Annotated in this window: 18 protein-coding genes; 7 read left to right on the plus strand and 11 right to left on the minus strand. The window is 58.6% G+C overall.

Going from position 1 to position 15,549, the window contains the following annotated elements; all coding sequences use genetic code 11:
- Positions 1–1,488: ATP-binding protein (locus tag ABYT07_RS12785; protein WP_372992163.1), on the minus strand; the 1,488-nt coding region annotated here is incomplete at its 3' end.
- A gap of 151 nt (positions 1,489–1,639) precedes the next feature.
- Here ABYT07_RS12785 and ABYT07_RS12790 point away from each other — a divergent pair.
- A complete protein-coding gene (locus ABYT07_RS12790) occupies positions 1,640–2,323 on the plus strand; it encodes a dimethylsulfonioproprionate lyase family protein (protein ID WP_372992165.1) in 684 nt (227 codons plus the stop codon).
- A gap of 4 nt (positions 2,324–2,327) precedes the next feature.
- Here the strand turns inward: ABYT07_RS12790 and ABYT07_RS12795 are convergent, their stop codons facing one another.
- The 3 genes from ABYT07_RS12795 to ABYT07_RS12805 form a co-directional block, all read right to left on the minus strand.
- Positions 2,328–3,200: an alpha/beta fold hydrolase gene (locus ABYT07_RS12795; RefSeq protein WP_372992167.1), complete on the minus strand. Its 873-nt coding sequence runs from the start codon at positions 3,198–3,200 to the stop codon at positions 2,328–2,330.
- A 24-nt stretch (positions 3,201–3,224) separates the two neighbouring features.
- A complete protein-coding gene (locus tag ABYT07_RS12800) occupies positions 3,225–4,346 on the minus strand; it encodes an alpha/beta hydrolase family protein (protein ID WP_372992169.1) in 1,122 nt (373 codons plus the stop codon).
- Between the two features lie 69 nt (positions 4,347–4,415).
- Positions 4,416–5,303 (minus strand): LysR family transcriptional regulator, encoded by an 888-nt coding sequence (locus ABYT07_RS12805; RefSeq protein WP_372992171.1) that lies wholly within the window; start codon positions 5,301–5,303, stop codon positions 4,416–4,418.
- 69 nt (positions 5,304–5,372) lie between these two features.
- Here ABYT07_RS12805 and ABYT07_RS12810 point away from each other — a divergent pair, with 69 nt between their 5' ends.
- Together ABYT07_RS12810 and ABYT07_RS12815 are read left to right on the plus strand one after the other, a co-directional pair.
- On the plus strand, positions 5,373–5,747 hold the full coding sequence (locus ABYT07_RS12810; RefSeq protein ID WP_372992172.1) for a DUF4260 domain-containing protein: 375 nt from the start codon (positions 5,373–5,375) through the stop codon (positions 5,745–5,747).
- Between the two features lie 42 nt (positions 5,748–5,789).
- A complete protein-coding gene (locus tag ABYT07_RS12815; protein WP_372992173.1) occupies positions 5,790–7,157 on the plus strand; it encodes an MATE family efflux transporter in 1,368 nt (455 codons plus the stop codon).
- A gap of 5 nt (positions 7,158–7,162) precedes the next feature.
- On the opposite strand, the gene ABYT07_RS12820 is transcribed toward ABYT07_RS12815, so the two are convergent.
- Positions 7,163–7,567 (minus strand): hypothetical protein, encoded by a 405-nt coding sequence (locus tag ABYT07_RS12820; protein WP_372992175.1) that lies wholly within the window; start codon positions 7,565–7,567, stop codon positions 7,163–7,165.
- A 106-nt stretch (positions 7,568–7,673) separates the two neighbouring features.
- The gene (locus ABYT07_RS12825; protein ID WP_372992177.1) at positions 7,674–8,876 is read right to left on the minus strand and encodes a pyridoxal phosphate-dependent aminotransferase; all 1,203 of its coding nucleotides are present in this window, start codon (positions 8,874–8,876) and stop codon (positions 7,674–7,676) included.
- A gap of 90 nt (positions 8,877–8,966) precedes the next feature.
- Here ABYT07_RS12825 and ABYT07_RS12830 point away from each other — a divergent pair, with 90 nt between their 5' ends.
- The 4 genes from ABYT07_RS12830 to ABYT07_RS12845 all read left to right on the plus strand — a co-directional run bounded on the left by ABYT07_RS12830 (position 8,967) and on the right by ABYT07_RS12845 (position 11,237).
- Complete coding sequence (locus ABYT07_RS12830; RefSeq protein ID WP_372992178.1) at positions 8,967–9,365, plus strand: multiprotein-bridging factor 1 family protein; 399 nt, start codon at positions 8,967–8,969, stop codon at positions 9,363–9,365.
- On the plus strand, positions 9,358–9,624 hold the full coding sequence (locus tag ABYT07_RS12835; RefSeq protein ID WP_372992179.1) for a succinate dehydrogenase assembly factor 2: 267 nt from the start codon (positions 9,358–9,360) through the stop codon (positions 9,622–9,624). The genes ABYT07_RS12830 and ABYT07_RS12835 overlap by 8 nt, the downstream gene beginning before the upstream one ends.
- 110 nt (positions 9,625–9,734) lie before the next feature.
- Entirely contained in the window at positions 9,735–10,235 is a 501-nt protein-coding gene (locus ABYT07_RS12840; protein WP_372992180.1) for a MarR family winged helix-turn-helix transcriptional regulator, read from the plus strand.
- A 174-nt stretch (positions 10,236–10,409) separates the two neighbouring features.
- Positions 10,410–11,237, plus strand: a complete 828-nt coding sequence (locus ABYT07_RS12845; RefSeq protein ID WP_372992182.1) for a PhzF family phenazine biosynthesis protein — start codon at positions 10,410–10,412, stop codon at positions 11,235–11,237.
- Here ABYT07_RS12845 and ABYT07_RS12850 read toward each other — a convergent pair.
- From ABYT07_RS12850 to ABYT07_RS12870, 5 genes are all read right to left on the minus strand, one after another.
- A complete protein-coding gene (locus tag ABYT07_RS12850) occupies positions 11,234–11,947 on the minus strand; it encodes a DUF1194 domain-containing protein (protein WP_372992183.1) in 714 nt (237 codons plus the stop codon). The genes ABYT07_RS12845 and ABYT07_RS12850 overlap by 4 nt on opposite strands.
- Positions 11,944–12,654: a DUF1194 domain-containing protein gene (locus tag ABYT07_RS12855; protein ID WP_372992184.1), complete on the minus strand. Its 711-nt coding sequence runs from the start codon at positions 12,652–12,654 to the stop codon at positions 11,944–11,946. The genes ABYT07_RS12850 and ABYT07_RS12855 overlap by 4 nt, the downstream gene beginning before the upstream one ends.
- A 5-nt stretch (positions 12,655–12,659) precedes the next feature.
- On the minus strand, positions 12,660–13,094 hold the full coding sequence (locus ABYT07_RS12860; RefSeq protein ID WP_372992186.1) for a VOC family protein: 435 nt from the start codon (positions 13,092–13,094) through the stop codon (positions 12,660–12,662).
- Between the two features lie 109 nt (positions 13,095–13,203).
- The gene (locus ABYT07_RS12865; protein ID WP_372992188.1) at positions 13,204–14,589 is read right to left on the minus strand and encodes a surface lipoprotein assembly modifier; all 1,386 of its coding nucleotides are present in this window, start codon (positions 14,587–14,589) and stop codon (positions 13,204–13,206) included.
- 11 nt (positions 14,590–14,600) lie between these two features.
- Positions 14,601–15,549, minus strand: a 949-nt coding sequence (locus tag ABYT07_RS12870) for a hypothetical protein (protein ID WP_372992190.1), incomplete at its 5' end; no start/stop codon positions are given.

Below are 15,549 nucleotides of genomic sequence, written 5' to 3' on the forward strand. Positions count from 1 at the left end.
GCTGCCCATCCCGACGCCAAGCGCTTCGCACAGATCGTTGATCTCGGCGTTGGTGTTCAGCTTGCCCGAGGCCGCGCCCAGCACGTTCAAAATCTTGCCCTTCAGCGGCAACAGCGCTTGGTTCACACGGTTGCGCGCGCCTTTGCCTGATCCGCCAGCCGAATCCCCCTCCACGATGAACAATTCGGTGCCTTCGCGGGTCTTTGACGTACAATCCGTCAGCTTGCCGGGCAGGCGCAGTTTCTTGGTGGCGGTCTTGCGGGCGGTTTCTTTTTCCTGACGGCGGCGCAGGCGTTCTTCGGCGCGCAGGACAAGGAAATCAAGGATCGCGCCGGCAGATTTGGTGTCGGACGCCAGCCAGTTGTCAAAGTGATCGCGCACCGAATTTTCGACAAGGCGCTGCGCGTCCACGGTCGCAAGGCGGTCCTTGGTTTGGCCCACGAATTCCGGTTCCCGAATAAAGCACGACACCAGCGCGCAGCCCCCCGTTATCAGGTCGTCGCGGGTGATGGTGGTGGCCTTTTTGTTGCCGACCAATTCGCCGTAGGCTTTGACCCCCTTGAGGATCGCTGTCCAGAAACCTGCCTCGTGGGTGCCGCCTTCGGGGGTGGGGATGGTGTTACAATAAGACTGGATGAACCCGTCGCGCGAAGGCGTCCAGTTGATTGCCCATTCAACCTTGCCGGGGACGCCGAATTTTTCCTTGAAATCGACCATGCCGCCAAAGGGGCTTTCGGCGTAGGTGGTTGATCCCTTGAGCGTTTCGTTCAGGTAATCGGACAGACCGCCCGGAAAATGGAACGTCGCCTCTGCTGGGGTATCGCCGTCCTTTTGTGCTGTCTTCCAGCGGATTTCGACACCGGAAAACAGATACGCCTTGGACCGCGCCATCGCAAACAGCCGCGCGGGTTTCAGGGTCAGATTGCCAAAGATTTCCGCATCGGGGTGAAAGGTCACTGCCGTGCCGCGCCGGTTGGGGGCGGCACCGATTTTCTCAAGCTTGCCTTGGGGGATGCCACGCGAAAACTCCATCGCGAACAGCTCGCGGTTGCGGGCCACTTCGACCCGCAGGTGGTCGGACAGGGCGTTGACGACGGAGGAGCCGACGCCATGCAAGTCGCCCGATGTCTCATAGCTGTCGCCGGAAAATTTGCCGCCCGCGTTCAGGGTGCAAAAGATGATTTCCAGCGCCGATTTGCTGGGGTCCTTGGGGTGCGGATCAATCGGGATGCCACGCCCGTTGTCGCGCACGGTGACATGGCCGTTCTCGTGCAGTTCCAGCTCGATCCAGGTGGCATGGCCCGCGACGGCTTCGTCCATCGAGTTGTCGATGATTTCGGCGACCATGTGGTGCAGGGCGCGGTCGTCCTTGCCGCCGATATACATGCCGGGGCGCAGGCGGACGTGCTCCATATCCTCAAGAACCTGAATCGAGGACGCGTCATATTCTTTGCCACTGGGCTGCGCACCGGAAAGAAGATCGGACATGATGGGGCCTGCCTGTATGTTGCTTTTGTCAGGGTGCCACTATGCCAGAGCGTGGGGGGCGGGGGAAGGGTGGATGATGTCGCAAACCGGCGATTTCGTTCTGCAGGTCCCTGCTATCAGCATGTGGAATGCAAGATCAAAGATTGCCGCAATGACAGATATGACACCGCCCTTGGATATGCCCGTAACGACGCTGCGCGATGCGCCCGACTGGCGCTATATGCTGCAAGAATGTGACGAACTTTATCGCTATTTGCCCGCAGGCGGCAGTGACAAGATCAAGACCCACCAGCGCAAGGCGCGCGAGGCAATCGCCCGGCTGATCAAGCGCAACGCCGAAGTACGCCTGCAACCGCGTGCGACAAAGCCCGTGACGGCCCATCTGCGCCGCGCGCTGGACGAGGGGCGGCAAGGCGCGTTGGCCCCCGCAGTGCGGGCGCTGGACGCTGTGTCAGAACATCTAAGCTGGCAATATGGCTATGAAAAAGTACCAAAGGGATTGGCAAGCAGCTATGCCTATGCCGAAATCGCCGGGGCACAAGGGCCGGTGATCAGCGAAGACATCATTCTGGGTGTGGTCCTGTTTGCGCCCGGCTGCACCTATCCGGCCCATTCCCACAAGGGCATCACAGAAAGCTATGTGTGCCTGTCTGGTGCCGTGTCCGAGAACCATCAGGGCGTTTACGTGCCCGGATCAATGATCTTCAACCCGCCAGAGCATCTGCACCGCATCACCGTGGGTGACCGCGAACCGGCGCTGTTGGCCTATGCGTGGCTCGGAGAGCCTAGGGACCTGCACGAGCAAAAGATGGTGTTCACGCGGTCCAAGAAATAGCGCGCTACAGCCAGTTCAGGATCGCATCGGCAACTTCGCGGGGCTTTTGATGCATCAACCAGTGATCTGCGTCCGGAATTGTGACGCGGGTCAGGTCGGGGGCATACTCCTCGAGCCCTTGGGTCGAGGCGGGCATCAGGGCTGTATCCTCCATCCCCCAGACCAACAGATGCGGGCAGCGCACTTGCAGGCGGGCAGGGTCAAACACCAGTGCATCGTCGATTGCTTGGCCGGATTGGCCCAGTTTCAGGGGCGATGCGCGGTACCAGTTCACCATGCCGCGCAGGCCGGACGCGTCGCGCCATGCGGCTTTGTAGGCCGCCAGCGTGTCGCCTTGCAGCCATTCCATATCCATATGGGCCGAAAACAGCCCCATCAGCTTGTCGAAGTCATTGGCGGCCAAAATGTCTTCTGATCCTTCACGGCGCAGGAAATGGATATATTGCGAGGCATCGGTTTGTGGCCCGCCCTTGGCCAGTTCGCGCTGGAACGGGGCAGGGTGGACACCGTTGAGAATGATCAGTTTTGACACCAGCTCAGGCCGTCCGATGGCCAGCGCATAGGCGACCGACGCGCCCCAGTCATGGCCCAACAAAATCACCGGTTCGTCCCCGATCAACGTGGCCATATCCGACACCAGTAGCGCGGTTTTATACTGCTCAACCTCTGCCGGTCGCCAGCTTTGACCATAGCCGCGCTGGTCCGGCGCGATGCAATGGAACTGTTCCCCCAGCAGCGGTGCCAGATCGGCGAACGCACCGGAGTACTCCGGAAAACCATGCAGCATCAGTATTTTGGGCGCGTCTTGCTTGCCCCAGTGCTGTACAAAGAACGGCTTGCCATTCAGATCGACGGTTTCTGTCCAATGGTCGGTCATAGGGGTGTCCTTGTGATTAACAGATCAACGCGCAGGCAGGTGGTCAAGGGTCAGCCCAGCGTGGGTGCCGGGGCCAAAGCCGGGCCATGTAGCACCGTCCAGATAGGGCAAGAAATCTTCGCCGCGCAGATGCAAACCCATAAAGGCCGCAGCAAAATGCTGGGCGATGTTGTTCATGCGCAACGTGTCCCACACCGCATCGGCATAGTGATCAAATGGCGGCCATCCCAGCACATCGGACATGGCCCAGCTTTCGGCAGGGGCAGGAACGGGCGCTGCGGCATTGTGGCCGGCATTCGCAAAGCTCAGAAAATAGCGGTCGCTGGCGGTGCCTTCGAACACCTTGCGCATGGCGGCATAGTTCGACACATCATCGGCGGTTCCGGCGATCACCAGCATTGGTGTGTCCATCTGCGCCAACCCGGCTGCATCCCAAATGCCTTGCCCGTTGCCCCAAGGGCCGATGGGCATGATCGCCTTCAGGCGCGGATCGCGCAGGGCGTTGTGGGGCGCGGAGCCCGCCAGATGTTGCGCCAGTTTGCCGTCGTCGCCCGCACGCGGATGATCCAATGCCGACGGTGCAAGCCCCGCACCGCCAAAGATCAACGCGCCGTACCCGCCCATCGAATAGCCGATCAGTCCGACGTTGTCGCAATCGACCAGCACGCCCAGATCGCCGCCCAAAAGCGCCATGCCGTCAATCACCGCGCGTTGGTCCAGCGGGCGGTTGTTCAGCGTGATATCAAAGGCTTGTTGGTCATCGTAGGTGCTGCCCACATGGTCGGGGGCGGCCACAACGTACCCCTTGGCCGCAAGGCTTTCGGCCAGATGGCTTAGCAAGAACCGGTTGCCGGGATACCCGTGCGAGATCACAATCAGCGGGGCATTTCCGGCCACGTTTCCCCGCGCAGGCTGTGCATTACGGCAGGCGGACCCGTGCAGCATGGTCGGGGTCACCCCGTCGCGGATCAGCGTATGATAGACCGTGCCGGCGACTGTATCTTGATGGGCCGGATACCAGATTTCAGTGGTCAGAGATCGCCCCGGTGCGACGTCGAACGCATGAGTGGTCACGCCCACGGGGTGCGGCCCGCGCAAGGCCAGTTCCGGCGCGTCGGGGCGGATCAAGTCGATACGATTGTGCATAAAATCCCCCAAGCTATGATGCGCCAAGTGTGACGGGCGACAGTCATATGCGCAAGTGTGACGCCGCGACTAGATCAGCTGCGGCAGGTGGCGCTTGATAGCGTCGAACACATGGGCAATGCGCCGGATGCGCGCCTGATCTTCGTGCACCACCAACCAGCAGGGCATCATATGCCGGAAATCAGGTGCGACGCGCACCAGCCCCAAGCGCGCGGCCAGCTTGACCTGACAGACGCCGACGCCCAACCCCGCTTGTACGTGGGCAAGCTGTACCAAAGGATCATCGCTGCGCAATGCGATGGTTTTCGGAACGGCCATGCCCGCCGCTGCCATCGCAGGCAGGATGATGTTGTCGCGGTCATCTGCGACAAAGGGCATGTCTTCAACTCGCGGGCCGGGCAGGGGCAGTGAGGCCGCAGCAAACAACCCGACCTCCACATCGGCAAGCCGCTTGGCGATCAGCGCATTCTGGGTGGGCTGTGCAAAACGGATGCCGATATCTGCCGCCCGCCGCAGCAGGTTTTCGGTGCTGTCGCTCGCCAGAACTTCGAACTGCAGATCGGGCGCTGTTTTCGCAATCGCCACCAGCAGCTCGGGCAGGACATATCCCGCCACCACGCGGCTGGTGGTGATCCTGACAACCCCCGCCACCGCGTCCTTGGTTGCTGATGCGATCCGGTGCAATGCGGCGGCTTCCTCAAGCACTGCGGCGGCGGCGGGCAGCAGGTTTTGCGCCAGTTCGGTCGGGGACAGCCCATTCGCCGCCCGCGTGAAAAGCTGTGCGCCTAGCTCGGCCTCCAGGGCCTCGATGTGCCGTCTGACGGTGGGCTGCGCCAACCGCAGGGCGCGCGCCGCAGCAGACAGGCTGCCATGGGTCATGACCGCATGAAAGCTGGGGATCAGGTCAAGAGAGGAAAACGGGATGCTCATCAAATTATTATAGCTAGGTGTACGCATTTGGACAATTTATTTTAAGCATGGGCCGTGGCACTTCAAAGGCATGAGGCCAGCAAAAGGAGCCACACCATGTCGTCACGATCTGAAGATACCTCCCCGATCAGAGGAGTTCTGCGCGCCGAGGGGGCCGCCATCGCAGCCCTTGGTCTGTGGCTTTATGCCATGGGCGGGCACAGTTGGGGGCTGTTGGCGGTGCTGATTTTGGCCCCTGATCTGGCGATGACCGGCTATGCCCGTGGGCCCCGTGCCGGGGCGATCTGCTATAATCTAGCCCACAGCTATGTGACTGCCGCTGCGGTGTTGGTGGTTGGCCTGTGGACGGGGTCAGACACGGCGATGGCCTTGGGGTTGATCTGGGGCATTCACATTGGTGCAGACCGTGCCTTGGGCTATGGGTTGAAGTACCAAAGTGGTTTCAAGGATACACACTTGGAACGGGTATAGCGCCACTTCCCCTTGCGCTTTTTGCAGCGTAAGAACTGGCACATGAAATCTTCCATGACATATGCGGGCCATGCCCGGGCTATCACCGTAATGGGCTTGCCCCTGATTGGCGGTCATCTGGGGCAGGTGGCTATCGGGGTCACCGACACAGTGATGGTGGGCTGGTACAGCGTCGAAGGTCTGGCGGCGGTGACCCTTGCCAGCACCTATTTCTTTGTGTTGCTGATCTTTGGGTCTGGATTTGCCTGGGCCGTCATGCCCATGGTCGCCGCCTACGAGGCAGAGGGCGACGAGATCGGCCTGCGCCGCGCCACGCGCATGGGGCTTTGGCTGTCGCTGGGCTTTGCGCTGCTGGTGCTACCGCTGTTCATCTGGTCGCGCCCGGTGATGGGGTTGATGGGCCAGGACCCGGCGCTGGCGGATACGGTCGGGCAATATCTGGCGATTGCCGGATGGGGGATCGTTCCGGCCCTGCTGGTGATGGTGCTGAAAAGCTATCTTGCCGCGCTTGAGCGCACGCAGGTGGTGTTCTGGATCACCATTCTGGCAGGGATCGCCAACGTATTGGCAAATTACGCTTTCATCTTTGGCAATTGGGGCGCGCCCGAACTGGGGGTGCGCGGGGCTGCGATTGCGTCACTTGCGTCGCATTCTGTGTCGTTGATTGCAGTGATCGTCTATGTGTTGGTGGCCTTGCCGCAGCACCAGATATTCGTGCGACTGTGGCGGCCCGATTGGGAAATGCTGGCACGGGTGTTTCGCCTTGGGTTGCCCATCGGGTTCACCGGGCTCAGCGAGGTCGGGCTGTTTGCGGCCTCTGCCGTGATGATGGGCTGGTTGGGGACTGTGCCTTTGGCTGCGCACGGGATCGCGCTGCAATTGGCGTCGATGACTTTTATGGTGCATCTGGGGATCAGCAATGTTGCGACCATACGGGCGGGCAACGCTTACGGGCGGCGTGACCCTGCGCATCTGTCGCGCGGGGCGATTGCGTCGATGGGGATGTCGTTGATCTTTTCTGCGCTGACCATTGTGGTGTTTACGGTCTGGCCCGAACCGCTGATCGATATTTTCATGCAGGCATCCGAACCCGCGCGCGACCAGATTTTGGCCGTGGGGGTCGGGTTGCTGGCGATGGCAGCCCTATTTCAACTGGTCGACGGGGCGCAGGCCATCGCCCTTGGCCTGTTGCGTGGCGTACAAGATACCAAAGTCCCGATGATCTTGGCCGGTATCAGCTATTGGGTGATCGGAATCCCTGCGTCCTATCTGCTGGGGTTTGTGCTGGGGTTGGATGGCATCGGGGTCTGGCTGGGCCTTGTGATCGGCCTTGGCGTGGCGGCGTTGCTGTTGAACATGCGGTTCTGGGGCCCTGCAACCACCAAGCTTAACCTGTCAGGAACTGCCTAGTCCGCCTATTGGTCCGACGTCATGCGGTCGGCCTTCTTGCGCACCAAAGTGCTGCGCAGGTCATGCATCGCCAAAAGCAACGCATCGGTCACCGCCTCTAGCTGTTCATCGCTGGCTTTGGACTGCACCCAATGTGTCGTGAGGTTCAGGTAATCCACCGCGCGGTGGATATCGTCGATGTCGCGGTGGGCAAGCACCTGATGGCGCTCTTCCATCCACGCCTTGATCCGGGCCACGTCAGCGTCGGACAATACCCGATCCCCTTGGGGTTTGATCTCTCCGTTGCGGATGTTCACAACGGCGATCTGGTCCATCTCGATCCGGCGCTGGCGGTTTTCGGAATCAACGCGGAACACCGCCGCCCCGTTGTCACGGATGCGGAAGTAATATTCTGGCAATGCGCTCGACATTTGGTTGATCCTTGGACCTGGGGTTATTGATCAACGCAGGGTGTAGCAGCACGGGGCAAAGCATCAACCCCTTCATGTGCAACCCCGAACCGCATTTTATCCGGCCTTAGGACAAACCGGCGCAGAAATTCTGTATCCGCGTGCACGCTTCCTTGAGCGCCTCGTCCGAGGTGGCATAGCTGATCCGGAAGTTCGGGCTAAGGCCAAAGGCCGCCCCGAACACCACCGCCACGCCGGTCTCCTCAAGCAGCGCGGTCGCGAACACCTCGTCGTCGGTGATCTTGGTGCCCGCTGTCGATGTCTTGCCGATCAACCCCTTGATCGACGGATAGACATAAAACGCGCCTTCGGGTTTGGGGCAGATCATCCCGTCGATGTCGTTCAACATATCCACGACCAGATCACGGCGACGCGCGAAAGTCTTGTTGTTCTCGGGTATGAAATCCTGCGGACCGTTCAATGCCTCGACCGCTGCCCATTGGCTGATGGTGCAGGGGTTCGACGTCGATTGCGACTGAATTTTCCGCATCGCCCCGATCAGCTTTTCGGGTCCTGCCGCATAACCGATTCGCCAGCCGGTCATCGCATAGGCCTTGGACACACCGTTCATCGTCAAGGTGCGGTCATACAAGGCCGGTTCAACCTGCGCAGGGGTGCAGAATTTAAAATCATCATAGGCAAGGTGTTCGTACATGTCGTCGGTCAACACCCAGACATGCGGATGACGCATCAACACATCGGTCAGTGCCTTTACCTCGTCCCAGCTGTAACCGGCACCGGTGGGATTCGACGGCGAATTGAAAATGAACCACTTGGTTTTTGGTGTGATTGCGGCTTCCAGCGCCTCTGGCGTCAGCTTGAAATCATTCTCGAGCGTTGCTGGGGCAATCACCGGTTCGCCGCCAGCCAACAAAACCATGTCGGGATAGCTGACCCAGTAGGGGGCGGGAATCACAACTTCTTCGCCCGCGTTCAGCGTGGCCATCAGCGCATTATACAGCACCTGCTTGCCGCCCGTGCCGACGCTCACCTGGGCGAGAACATAGTCTAACCCGTTGTCGCGCTTGAATTTATCGCAAATCGCCTGCTTTAGCTCTGGAATGCCATCAACTGCGGTGTATTTGGTTTTACCGGCCTTGATGGCAGCAATCCCTGCGTCCTGAATATTCACGGGCGTGTCAAAATCCGGCTCGCCTGCACCAAGGCCGATAACGTCGCGCCCTGCTGCCTTAAGCTCGGACGCTTTTTGGGTGACGGCGATGGTGGGGGACGGTTTGACGCGTGCAAGAGTTTTGGACAGCAGTTCCATTTCAGCCTCAGTTTGATATGTGTACCTGACATTCATAGGGCTCACCCCCGCACCGTTCAAGCAACATCGGTGTCACACAGGAGAGATGAAATGACTGAAACAACTGATTGGTATGGACCGGACGTGGCCACATTCGGCGACCGTGTCGCGGCTGCGCGCGAAAACGCACAGATGACACAGGCCGCGCTGGCCAAGCGTCTGGGCGTCAAACATGCGACCCTACGCGCCTGGGAGGACGATCTGTCAGAACCGCGCGCAAACCGTCTGTCGATGTTGGCGGGTATTCTGGGCGTGTCGATGATGTGGTTGATCAATGGCGAAGGCGAAGGCCTTGATGCGCCTGATGCGGGGCAATCCAGTTCGGAAACCGCGATTGATGTCCTGACGGAATTACGTGAGTTGCGCGCTGATATGTTAAAAAGGGCTGAACAGCTCGGGCGGCTTGAAAAACGTTTGCGACTGGCCCTTCAAGGAGAATCCGATGAGTGAACTTCACGAACACAAGGTCAAAAGGCTGCACATGCGGTCCATGCGGCGCGGGATCAAGGAAATGGACCTAATTTTACCTTCTTATGCCGCAACGCGATTGGCCGTGATGGATGACGCGGCACTGTCGCTGTATGATCTGATGCTAAGCGAGAATGATCATGACTTATATCAATGGGTTACGGGCCAAAAATCTGCGCCGGACGAATACGCAACACTGATTGGTGATATTAAAACCCATCTTGAAGCGCATCCACTTTAGCGAAAAGGCCGAAAAAATTGCGCTGAGAAGCCCGGCATTATTTTCGTTTAACGATATATTTTATTTTTTTCCGCAGTTTCCGGTCATTGGTTATTGTCGGAGAAATATTTATGAGCGTTCAAGACCCCATCGTCCTGCCGGGCTCGCACAAGGGTTTCATGGTGGGCTACCTTGAGGCGTTGAGTCTGGTTGAACGGCTACACCGCCTGTTGCTTGACGTCATCAAGGATGAATTCGAACGTGTCGGCGCTTTGGAAATCAACGCGGTGCAGGCCCTGCTGCTTTTCAACATTGGCGATAACGAAGTTACCGCAGGCGAATTGAAAACACGTGGTTATTATCAAGGTAGCAATGTCAGCTACAACCTGAAAAAGCTGGTGGATATGGGCTATATGCACCACCAGCGCTGCGAAATCGACCGCCGATCGGTACGGGTAAAGCTGACCGAAAAGGGGCGCCATATCCGCAGTGTCGTGTCAGATCTGTTTGCGCGCCACGCGGTCGGGTTGGAACAAAAAGGCGTATTGGGTCCAGAAGGGATCGAAGATATCACCCATTCCTTGAAACGTATGGAGCGGTATTGGACAGATCAGATCCGCTATATTTATTGATCTGGAAACAGGATTGTGGACTGCTGAAATTATTATCCATGGAAGCAGTTTTGAACTGGATGCCTTTGAACTGGATAACTTTTTAACTGGACGGTGCGCAGATACAGCGTCAAACTTTTATCAACGGGGCGAATGCCGAATTTGCAGCGGCCATTGCGATAAAAGGATGACGCCATGCAACCCTTACATCTTGCATCTTTTTCATCGGAAAATACGGGTGGTAATCCAGCCGGAGTATATATCTCGGATGCCTATCCATCTGACGAAACCATGCGCAAGATCGCAGCCGATTTGGGCTATTCCGAAACGGCCTTTGCATGCCCGAAAGGTGACGCATGGCATGTCCGCTATTTTTCACCCGAAAGCGAAGTGCCGTTTTGTGGGCATGCAACAATTGCCCTTGGGGCCGCACTTGCCGAGCAGCAAGGGGACGGCGTTTTCAACCTGATTTTGCAGAACGCTAACATCACAGTGGAAGGCGGCAAGACGAACGGGGGCATGAACGCAGCCTTGCAATCGCCGCCAACACAAAGCGAAGCTGCGAAACCGCACCTGACCGATGCCGCGCTTGGGCTATTCGGCTTGACGCGGGACGATCTTGATCCGCGCCTCGCCCCCAGTTTTGCGCAGGCCGGGGCGACACATTTGATCCTTGCTCTGAAAACCCGCCAAGCTCTGGCTGCAATGGCCTATCCCTTGGATGCAGGGCGGGCGTTGATGCAGGCGCATAACCTTGTGACCATCGCATTGGTCTGGGTCGAAGATGACCAGCTTTTTCATGTCCGCAATGCATTCGCATCGGGCGGTGTGCTGGAAGACCCCGCAACCGGTGCCGCAGCGGCTGCTTTTGCCGGTTACCTGCGTGATATGGATTGGCCTCACGGCGGGGAAATCACCTTGATCCAAGGCGAAGACATGGGCGCAAGATCAATCATTCACGCGCAAATTCCACCACAGAGGGGCAGTTCCATCCGTGTGTCAGGCGAGGTTCGACAGCTTTAATCCAAAGACAGATCCGAGACTGCCAATACCTCAAGCTCGCGTAGCAATTTGCGTGTCATCGCCGCCTCATAGTCGTCAAACCCCAATGCGGTTTCAACAAACGCATCTTGTCCCGCGATCACCTCGGCGCGAAAATAGGATGACAGCTCTCCGATTTCAGCTTGGCGTGTGTCCCCCGAACTCGGGTTATCCGCCCCGATCACCAAGGCGTTGACGGTGATGCCCTTGGCCGCCATTGCGTCTTTGACATCGCGGGGGCGGGGGCCAAGATTGGATTTACCATCCCCCGAAATGTCCAAAGTGCGTTTCCAGCAGTCTGATTTCCCGTCCAGAAAGGATGCCCCCAGCGACACCGCGACGCCAATCGCCGTGCCGGGGGACGCGTCACGGCGCGTGGTCTGGCGCAATGTTTCGATAAAACCGTCAAGGGTCGCTGCGTCCTGCATCGACACCCAAGGTGCGATGACGGCCTGATCTGACGGGCCGCTCCATTCATAGACGATCACCGACACCGGCGCACCGGGAGAGGACAGCAGCGCACTGCGCACCGCGGCATTGTCGAATGCGGCGGCCAGGCCCTCAAGCTGCAGGCGGTATTCGCGGGCATCGACGGACCCCGACACATCCAGCCCCAAGGCCAACGCTTGCCTGCACGGTTCCGCCTGCGCGGTTCCGCCAAGCGCTAAGGCAAAGACCACCGTCCGGATCATCCCGCATTTTCCTGCTGAGGCAGCGCCCCGATCGCGGGGGGGGCCACTTCGCGTTCTAGCTTGATCTTCATGGCGCGCTCATAATCGTCGAACCCGTTGGCGATGACCATGAATGCACCCGGCCCGTGCAGAACCTCGCCTTGATAGAACGAAATCAGGCCCACTTCGGCTTCGAAATCAGCTGCATTCACAACCAACCCGTTGACGGTCACATCATCAAATGGAAATTCCGCATAGGCCAGCTGTGGCCCGAACCCTTCATTGTTTTGACCGTCGCCCGCCATATCCAGTTTCTTCGACAAGCATTGCGGTGCGCGTTCAAAAAGGTTGGCCCCATACCCCAAGGCATAGCCCATCGCCGTGGGGAAATCATTGTGGCTGCGGGTGCTGGCGGCTACAGTTTCGGCTGCGGTCAGCAACGCGGCCTGACTGTCGATCATTAGCCAATCAAGAACCATCTCCTGATTGTAGCGCCCCGACCATTCATAAACCGCCAATGCTACTGGCAGGTCGGATGCAAAAAACGCCTTGCGCACGCTGTCCGAAATCAACGCAGCGGCAAGGCCTTTGCGCTGCAGCGTATCTTCGGTGGCATCAACAGAACTGGACACGTCCATCGCCAAAACCAGCGCCAGTCGGCACCCCGCCGCCGAAGCAGCGAGGGGCAGGGACAGCAAACCAATCACAAGGGACGCGGTCCTGAGCATGGCTTTTACCAGTGGCCAGTGTTTTCCATGCTTGCCCAAGGTTCTACGGGGGCCAGCGCATCGCCTTCTTGCAGCAATTCGATCGATACATTGTCGGGCGACCGGACAAAAGCCATGTGACCGTCGCGCGGTGGGCGGTTGATTACGATGCCATTGTCTTGCAGCAGCTGGCAGGTTTCGTAAATGTTCTCAACGGTATAGGCGAGGTGCCCAAAATGGCGGCTGTCATCGGGCAGGGCATCGTCGCCGTCCCAGTTATAGGTCAGCTCAACATCGGCATGGCCGTCCGCCTGACCCGGAGGGCACATGAAAACCAGCGTGAAACGGCCGCCTTCGTTGTCGATCCGGCGGCGCTCTTGCAGGCCAAGCAGTTCATAGAATGCTTTGGATTTGTCCAGATCTTTGACGCGTACCATCGTATGGAGATATTTGATCGGCATTATTGTGTCCTTTCCTTATATGCTTTGCCAGAACCTAGCATGGCTGATCGCGGTTGCCAGCATCTTGCGCATCAAAGGTTCTAACCTGCCCATAAAGACCCGAACCCGCCTAAAAGGCCGATTTGATCCCAAGGCTCAGACCTACCCGGTTCACGTCGAACAGCCCGATATTGCTGTCCGTGGTCGACGCGCGCAATGTCGCCGAAGGGTTGAACCCGTAATAGTCGATCTGGGTAAAGGTCGCCGTGACGTCGGCAAAAATCCGGGTGTCCTGACGGCCATCGGCGCTGTGTCGGGACCGGTCATAATCCCGAATGGCCGCGCCAAGCCCGAATTGCAGGGCTGCCCCCATGACGGGTTCTTGCATCACATAGGCCCCGCGCAGCTCGACTTCGTTATATTCGGCCTCGGTATAGTCCGAGCGCGTTGCGGTCGCCCCAAGCGAAACAAACGCCAGATTTCCCGACGCCAATGATTGTGTCAGCCCAATGGACAGTTCTGCGCGATCGACATCCGCAGTGCGCTGGCCGATCTGTTTTTCCAGATCAACGGCGAATTGCAACTTTTGGCGGGCGGTTGTTGCCACGCTTTGCGACATCCCACCGCGCAAAAAGGACGCATAGCGCGCGCCGCCATACCAGCTTTGACCCAGTTCCAAACCGCCAAGAAATTCGCCTTTTTTGTCCAGATTGATCTGGTTGTAGCCATAGCCAAGGCTGACGGTGCCATAGGCAAAGTCACTGCCCAACGCCGCAGGTGCCGCGTCTTTGGCGCTGCTGGACAGCGAAAAACTGCGATAGGACAGGCCAAAGTTCAGGTCGTGGGCTTGTGTCGGGGTCTGTTTGATCCGGTAGCGCGTCGAGACGCCAAAGCCATATTCCAGCCCGGAAAGTGCTTGCGCCTCTCCTGACAGGGCATATTCCACAGGGCCGCCGAACAGGATTTCGCTGATCGCATAATTTAGCTCGGAGGACTCGCGGGCACTGCCATTGTTGATGTTCGTGTTAGGGGCAAGGGTGATGGAAAGCTGCGTGCGCAACGGGTTTCGTTGGCGCACAAAGTTGAAATGCTGTTCGGCCCGCTTGCGGGTTGCGGCGTTCGGGGCGTGCTCTGCTGCACGGCGCAGCCAGAGTTGCGCACGCGTTTTATGCCCCGCCGATGACAGGGTCTGCGCCATCATCAAGGCGCTGGAATATTTTTCGGACGGGGCGGCGGCCATCTTCCATGCCACCCGCGCCGCTGCGACAGCATCCTTGCTTTTGCCCAGATCGCGCAGGGCGCGCGCGCGGACAAGCTGCGCCTTGAAATCCCCCGCATCCCGCGCCAGCAACGCATCCGCGAAATCAAGAGCCCGCGCCGGATTGCCCGCGTTGACCGTTTGAATAGCCGCATTGCGCAGTTGGTCGGGGGACAAGGTCACTTCGGCTGTCGCGGTGACCGCATAGCTTGTTGCGGTGACCAAGGCCACCGCATGCAGAAAAGTAAGCCCGTTCAACGCCATGAGATTTATGGGGTTGCCGGGGCGGGACCGCGGTAAACGATAAAGCCGCTGGTTTCGCGCCCTGTTACGCCTATCTTTTCTGCGCTGTTTTCCATCACCAACACGCCGACGATTTCCTGCCCGTTTGTGCCGGACAAGATCGCATAATAGTTTCCGGCTTCGTAAGCGATGTAGTTGCCGGCATCGTCAGAAAAGCCACTGTTCAGATTGCCAATAATCTCGCCATTGGCATCCAGCGAATCTGGCCCGACTTCGAACTGAACGTTTGGAATGCTGCTGATCGACGCAGTATTCTGGGTGTTGATCTGGGTCAGGATCGCATTGGTGACGTCATTCCCGTCAATGTCAAAGATACGCCGGTTAGACAATGTCCCCACAACGCCATCGCCAACGCTGGCTGTGGTCGGGCTAAAATCGCCGAAATCGATCTGAACCTCCAGATCTCCGGTCGTGTACTCAAGCCCACCTTGACCGTCGAAATCGCGAATACCAGCGGTTTTGCCCCGGTAAATACCTTGCGCACCGGCCGCCGTTTCAAGCGTTACGCCATTCTGACGTTTGTAGATGAAACCGCCAAAACCGTAGGGGGAATAGGCACCGGTCCGCACGATCGCAAACTCTGTCTCGGGATCGCCATTGGCGTCAAGGTTCTTGCTCACGCCATAAATCGCCCGGTGACGGAACTGGTTGATCGGATCGCCACTTTGGCTATCGGGCACGACCTGAGGTGCTTCATAAACAGCATACGGCCCCAAACTGCTGACGTTTGTGCCGCGCGCATAAACATTGTCCCCATCAAAGGCGAGGCCGTCGATGGTGAAAGTATCATCCGCCGCATTATACTGGAAACTCGACGCTTGACCGTTGCCAGTGCTATCCTGCGTCTCGGACCGACGGATGCCGTCGTTTGGCGTTGGCGATGCCGTGCCTGCGGGCAAGCCGTCGCGTGACAAC

This window comes from Sulfitobacter sp. (genome assembly GCF_041552635.1).
GTDB lineage: Bacteria > Pseudomonadota > Alphaproteobacteria > Rhodobacterales > Rhodobacteraceae > Sulfitobacter.

Coding starts and splice junctions, on each gene's coding strand:
- ABYT07_RS12790 (WP_372992165.1), top strand. CDS start 1,640: ATGACAGATATGACACCGCCCTTGGATATGCCCGTAACGACGCTGCGC.
- ABYT07_RS12795 (WP_372992167.1), bottom strand. CDS start 3,200: ATGACCGACCATTGGACAGAAACCGTCGATCTGAATGGCAAGCCGTTC.
- ABYT07_RS12800 (WP_372992169.1), bottom strand. CDS start 4,346: ATGCACAATCGTATCGACTTGATCCGCCCCGACGCGCCGGAACTGGCC.
- ABYT07_RS12805 (WP_372992171.1), bottom strand. CDS start 5,303: ATGCGTACACCTAGCTATAATAATTTGATGAGCATCCCGTTTTCCTCT.
- ABYT07_RS12810 (WP_372992172.1), top strand. CDS start 5,373: ATGTCGTCACGATCTGAAGATACCTCCCCGATCAGAGGAGTTCTGCGC.
- ABYT07_RS12815 (WP_372992173.1), top strand. CDS start 5,790: ATGAAATCTTCCATGACATATGCGGGCCATGCCCGGGCTATCACCGTA.
- ABYT07_RS12820 (WP_372992175.1), bottom strand. CDS start 7,567: ATGTCGAGCGCATTGCCAGAATATTACTTCCGCATCCGTGACAACGGG.
- ABYT07_RS12825 (WP_372992177.1), bottom strand. CDS start 8,876: ATGGAACTGCTGTCCAAAACTCTTGCACGCGTCAAACCGTCCCCCACC.
- ABYT07_RS12830 (WP_372992178.1), top strand. CDS start 8,967: ATGACTGAAACAACTGATTGGTATGGACCGGACGTGGCCACATTCGGC.
- ABYT07_RS12835 (WP_372992179.1), top strand. CDS start 9,358: ATGAGTGAACTTCACGAACACAAGGTCAAAAGGCTGCACATGCGGTCC.
- ABYT07_RS12840 (WP_372992180.1), top strand. CDS start 9,735: ATGAGCGTTCAAGACCCCATCGTCCTGCCGGGCTCGCACAAGGGTTTC.
- ABYT07_RS12845 (WP_372992182.1), top strand. CDS start 10,410: ATGCAACCCTTACATCTTGCATCTTTTTCATCGGAAAATACGGGTGGT.
- ABYT07_RS12850 (WP_372992183.1), bottom strand. CDS start 11,947: ATGATCCGGACGGTGGTCTTTGCCTTAGCGCTTGGCGGAACCGCGCAG.
- ABYT07_RS12855 (WP_372992184.1), bottom strand. CDS start 12,654: ATGCTCAGGACCGCGTCCCTTGTGATTGGTTTGCTGTCCCTGCCCCTC.
- ABYT07_RS12860 (WP_372992186.1), bottom strand. CDS start 13,094: ATGCCGATCAAATATCTCCATACGATGGTACGCGTCAAAGATCTGGAC.